At 71.1% G+C, this 4,971-nt stretch carries 7 protein-coding genes; 3 read left to right on the forward strand and 4 right to left on the reverse strand.

What is annotated here, in order from left to right; genetic code table 11:
• The 3 genes from WA805_RS30460 to WA805_RS30470 all read right to left on the reverse strand — a co-directional run.
• Positions 1-647 (reverse strand): YbjQ family protein (locus WA805_RS30460; RefSeq protein WP_425244052.1); only part of this gene is annotated, 647 nt, incomplete at its 3' end.
• A 17-nt stretch (positions 648-664) separates the two neighbouring features.
• Positions 665-1,597: a heavy metal-binding domain-containing protein gene (locus WA805_RS30465; protein WP_422327174.1), complete on the reverse strand. Its 933-nt coding sequence runs from the start codon at positions 1,595-1,597 to the stop codon at positions 665-667.
• A gap of 69 nt (positions 1,598-1,666) precedes the next feature.
• Entirely contained in the window at positions 1,667-1,840 is a 174-nt protein-coding gene (locus WA805_RS30470) for a hypothetical protein (RefSeq protein ID WP_422276114.1), read from the reverse strand.
• Between the two features lie 20 nt (positions 1,841-1,860).
• Between WA805_RS30470 and map the strand changes: the two genes are divergently transcribed.
• The 3 genes from map to WA805_RS30485 all read left to right on the forward strand — a co-directional run bounded on the left by map (position 1,861) and on the right by WA805_RS30485 (position 4,244).
• Positions 1,861-2,709: a type I methionyl aminopeptidase gene (gene map / locus WA805_RS30475; RefSeq protein WP_422276116.1), complete on the forward strand. Its 849-nt coding sequence runs from the start codon at positions 1,861-1,863 to the stop codon at positions 2,707-2,709.
• The gene (locus WA805_RS30480; protein ID WP_425244053.1) at positions 2,710-3,504 is read left to right on the forward strand and encodes a thioesterase family protein; all 795 of its coding nucleotides are present in this window, start codon (positions 2,710-2,712) and stop codon (positions 3,502-3,504) included.
• A gap of 86 nt (positions 3,505-3,590) precedes the next feature.
• Positions 3,591-4,244 (forward strand): HAD family hydrolase, encoded by a 654-nt coding sequence (locus WA805_RS30485; RefSeq protein WP_422324665.1) that lies wholly within the window; start codon positions 3,591-3,593, stop codon positions 4,242-4,244.
• On the opposite strand, the gene WA805_RS30490 is transcribed toward WA805_RS30485, so the two are convergent.
• Positions 4,228-4,971 (reverse strand): hypothetical protein (locus WA805_RS30490; RefSeq protein ID WP_425244054.1); only part of this gene is annotated, 744 nt, incomplete at its 5' end. The genes WA805_RS30485 and WA805_RS30490 overlap by 17 nt on opposite strands.

Raw genomic sequence — 4,971 nt, forward strand, 5'->3', positions numbered from 1 at the left:
CGCGCGTCGTACAGCGCCTGGGTGAACTGCTCGATCTCGACGTTGCGCCCGATGTTGCCGATCTTGGCGCCCATCCGCTGGTGCGCGATGTGGTACACGCACGAGCCCATCACCATGCCCAGCGGCGCGTAGCCCGCCCGGATCAGCGTCCAGAAGTCCTGGCCGGACAGGTCGGAGGTGAACGGCTGCTTCTTGTTGTTCCGCCAGTTGCTCACGCCGCCGCCGCCCGCGTCCGGCTCGGCCTTCACCGCCGTGCCCACGGCGATGAACTCCGCGATGTCCGCGCCGAACTCCTTCATCTCCACGTCCAGCCGCACGCCGACGATGCCGTCGGCCTTCAGCGCGTCCGCCTCGGCCTCCATCCGGGACATGGCCAGCTCCCGCGCGTGGTACATCGCCTGCGACAGCACGTCCAGCTCCTGGTTGCGGCCCCAGCGGCCGACCTGCAGCCCCACGTGGTAGATCGACGAGCCGAGCACCAGGCCGAGCGGCCGGAACCCGGCCTCGCGCACCAGCAGGAACTCGTTCACCGACAGGTCGGAGGTGAAGATCGACCCTGCCTTGCCCGGCTGCAGTTCGGCGAGCCGCTTGATGGCGTCCTGCGGGACGCCCGCCACCCCAAGGTCACTGGTCTGCTGGTCGGTCATGACGTCCTCATCTTCCGTTAGGCGTTTCTGTTCGCGCCGATATCGATCCGCGCCGCCTGGCGTCGCTGCGGGTCGAGAGACATGATGGCCAGCGGAGAGGGCCCCTTACGTTCCGCATGATCTGAAAAGCGGACGATCGCGGTACCGACGTTGATCGCCTCAACCACATGATCGCGGCCGCCCTCTTGAGCCGGGCACTCGCGCTCGCGCACGTGGAAGTTCATGTCGGCGACCACCACGCCCTGCGCGCCGAGCCGCTTGACTTCGGCGGCCAGCTGCGTCCGCGCGTCGTGCCGCGCGTCGTTGACCAGCTCGGTGTAGCCGGTGACCTCGGCGTTCCCGGCGCCCCACCGGGTCTGGCCGCGGGTCAGCCAGTCGTCGTGCCGCGCCGCGACCGAGATGCCGAGCACCAGCCCGGCGGGCATCCAGCCCTTGTGCACCAGCTTCGCGAAGTCCTGGCCGGACAGGTCGGAGGTGAACGGGTGGCGGAGCGGCGGCGCGCCCGGCGCGCGCACCGCGGTGCCGATCGCCTTGAACTCCAGCCCGCCGGACGGGAACGGCCCGATCGTCAGCCGGACGCCGACGACGCCGTGGCCGCCGAGTTCCGTGCACTCCTCCACCATCCGGTTGATGGCGGTGCGCCGCGCCTCGTACATCGTCTGCACCAGCGGCCCGAACGACCCGTAGCCGCCCCGGCTCGACACCTGGGTCCGCGCGCCCATGGGAGACGACCCCCAGGTGTACCCGTAGCTGCCCCACGCGCCCGGGCAGCCGTAGCCGCCGGTGTAGCCGATGTTGTAGACGGCCGCGCCGAGCACCTGGCCGGTCGCCTCGAAGCCGGCGGACTTGATCGCGGCGAACTCGTCGGACGTGAGCGCCGAGCCCCAGGTGCCACTGCGCCTGATCTCGGCCATCCGCGCTTCTGCGGCGGGCGGCAAGTCTTTGCTCACGAGGTCTAGCCTACTTCCGGGCGGGCGCGGAAAGAGACGTCGCCGATCCGGCTGGTCCCGCCATTCCGGCTATTCCTGCGCGTCCCACTCCTCGTTGCGCTCTTTCACCTTCTCCAGGGCGTTAGCGGCCTCTTCTCTGGTCGCATACGGGCCGAGCAGGTCCTTGCCAGGACAGTCGGTGTCCGGCCCCTCAACCGTGTTGTGCCTCGTGCAGAACCACCATTGCTGCTGTGCGGTAGTCATGCACATTAGACTCCCAGAACATGGCCACTTTGCTCCACCCGGGCCGGCTCTCCCCGATCCGGCAGGTCCCCGCGAACATCGCCCGCCCCGAGTACGTGGGCAAGAAGCAGCCCACGCTCGGCGAGCCCGACGTCAAGGACGCCGACACGATCGCGCGGATGCGGGTGGCCTGCCGGCTCGCCGCCCAGGCGCTGGAAGAGGTGGGCCGCAACGTCCGGCCCGGCGTCACGACCGACTACCTGGATCAGGTCGGGCACGACTTCCTCGTCGCCCGCGGGGCGTACCCGTCCACGCTGGGTTACCGCGGCTACCCCAAGTCGCTGTGCACCTCGCTGAACGAGGTCATCTGCCACGGCATCCCCGATGACACGGTCGTGAAGGACGGCGACATCGTCAATGTCGACATAACAGCGTTCATCGGCGGGGTGCACGGGGACACCAACGCGACGTTCCTGGCCGGTGACGTGGCCGAGGAATCCCGGTTGCTGGTCGAGCGCACGCACGAGGCCATGATGCGCGGCATCCGCGCCGTGGCCCCCGGCCGGCCGCTGAACGCCGTCGGCCGCGTCATCGAGTCCTACGCGCGCCGCTTCGGGTACGGCGTGGTCCGCGACTTCACCGGGCACGGCATCGGCACCACGTTCCACTCCGGCCTGGTCGTGCCGCACTACGACGACCCGGACAACGACGTGATGATGGAAACGGGCATGACGTTCACCATCGAGCCCATGCTCACCCTCGGCACGATCAAGTACGACATCTGGCCGGACGGGTGGACCGCGGTCACGCGGGACCGCAAGCGGACCGCCCAGTTCGAGCACACCGTCCTGGTTACCGAGGACGGCCACGAGATCCTGACGCTGCCTTAAGTGGGCGAGTTCGAGTTCGACGCGGACACGCGGCTGTCCGGGGAAGGGCCCGAGTTCGAGGGGAGCCTCGGCGAAACCTGGAGCGGCGTGCCCGGCGTCAACGGCGGCTTCATGCTCGCGCTGTGCACCCGCGCGCTGGCGCGCGTGCTGCCGTTCCCTGACCCGCTCGTCATCTCCGGCTTCTACCTGCGGCCCGGCTCGCCGGGGCCGGCCCGGGTAAGCACCGAGGTGATCAGGGCCGGCAAGACGACCGCGTTCGGCGAGGCCGCCCTGTGGCGGGACGGCAAGCAGGTGCTCCGCACCACCGCCGCGTTCACCGACCTCGCGCAGGCCGCCGCGCGGCCGGGCGGTCACGCGTTCTCGGCCGGCGCCGCGCCTGCCCTGCCGCCGCCTGAGGAGTGCTTCGGCTTCGAGCCTGGCCCGGTGCGCGGCGTCTCGATCGCCGGCCACTTCGACTACCGGATCCCGTCCGCGCCCGGCTGGCTGACCGGGCAGCCGACCGGGGACCCGCAGTATGAATTCTGGATGCGGTTCCGCGACGGCCGGCCCGCGGACCTGCTGGCCCTGCCGCTGATCGTCGACGCGGCGCCCCCCGCGGTGCTGGAGCTCGGCATCGCGTCCACCACCGTCGAGCTCACCGTGCACCTGCGCGCCCGCCCGGCGCCCGGCTGGCTGGCCTGCCGGACGTGGACGAGCTACGTCGGCGGCGGCTATCACGAGGAGGATTTCGAGGTCTGGGATTCGGCTGGCACGCTGGTTGCCCAGTCTCGCCAGCTCGCGCTCATCCTCGGCTGAGGCGTCTTAATCTTTTATCCCGATCTTTTATCCCGAACGGGCCCGTGGTGTCTCTTCGAGCCCGTGGTTTCTTCGAGGAGGCGGCGTTGATCGAGGCGGTCGTGTTCGACCTGGACGGGGTGCTCATCGACTCCGAGCCGGTGTGGGAGGAGGTCCGCCGGGAGGTCGTCGTCGCGCACGGCGGGCACTGGTCGCCGGACGCGCAGCCCCAGATGATGGGGATGAGCACCGCCGAGTGGTCGGCCTACCTGGTCGCGGACCTCGGGGTGCGGCTGCCGCCCCCGCGGGTCGCGGAGGTGGTGATCGAGGCGATGGCCGCGCGGTACCGGTCGCACCTGCCGTTGCTGCCCGGGGCGGTGGAGGCGGTCCGCCTTCTTGGCGCGCGGTTCACGCTAGGGCTGGCGAGTTCCTCGCCCCGGTCGCTGATCGCCGTGGTGCTCGACGCGTCCGGGCTGCGGTCGTCGTTCGCGGCGGTGCGGTCCACCGAGGAAGAGGCGCGCGGCAAGCCCGCGCCGGACGTGTACCTGACGGTGGCGCGGTTGCTGGGTGTTGATCCGGGGTCGTGCGCGGCGGTGGAGGACTCCTCCAACGGGCTGCGCTCGGCCGCGGCGGCGGGCATGGCGGTCATCGCGGTGCCGCGGCCGGAGTATCCGCCGGCGCCGGACGCGCTCGCTGCAGCGCGGCTGGTACTTGGCAGCCTCACGGAGCTGACCGTGGCGGCGGTCACGGCGCTGGGGTGAGGACGGTGATGAAGTCCCGCGTCCAGCCGGTGAGGTACTGACTCGCGGGGCGGTGCTGGCCGGGCACCCCCGGGCTGAGCGGGCCGCCCGGCCGGGACGCGGTGTCCAGCTGCACCCACTCGGGGTTGATGTCGAGTTCCATGGCGCTCCGCGCTCCGCTGCCGGTCAAGGCCTCGGCCAGGTCGGCGGGCGTGGTGGACATGCTCGCCGCGTACATCAGCTCGCCGGCCGCGTTCTCGCCGAGCGCGGAGCGCGCCACGTACTCGGCGTGCCCGAGCGTGCCGCCCCAGCGCCACCACAGGGCCGATTCCGTGGTCGGCTTGCCGTTCGCGACGAGCGCCCAGAGGTTCTGCCTGACGCTGTAGACGGCCTCGCCCTTGACGGGCAGGCCGCGGCCCCAGACGCCGACCGACGCCTGGCCTGACGTGTCGATCACCAGGCTGGCCAGGCCCTGGCGCAGCGCCCGGACCACGTGGCCCTCCTGCTCGTAGCCGCCGGCCAGCGCGTCGAGCTTGAACCCGCTGTTGAACGCGGCGAGCAGCCGTTCGCGCTCCGTTCCTGTTACCTTCGGGCCGGCCTTGACCGGGCCGGCCAGCGGTCCCGGGTCGTCGCTGCCGTTGTGCAGCGCGTACTGCACGGGGCCGCGGAACGTGGCGATGGTGATCAGCGATCCGTCCGTCGTGGTCACCTGGGAGAAGGTCACCCCGGCCGGCCCGCCGCGCGGGAC

Origin of the sequence: Trebonia sp., from assembly GCF_049794275.1 — a bacterium.
GTDB lineage: Bacteria > Actinomycetota > Actinomycetes > Streptosporangiales > Streptosporangiaceae > Trebonia.

Excerpts from the sequence above, each read along its gene's own strand:
- WA805_RS30470 (WP_422276114.1), bottom strand. The coding sequence starts at position 1,840 with ATGACTACCGCACAGCAGCAATGGTGGTTCTGCACGAGGCACAACACG.
- map (WP_422276116.1), top strand. The coding sequence starts at position 1,861 with ATGGCCACTTTGCTCCACCCGGGCCGGCTCTCCCCGATCCGGCAGGTC.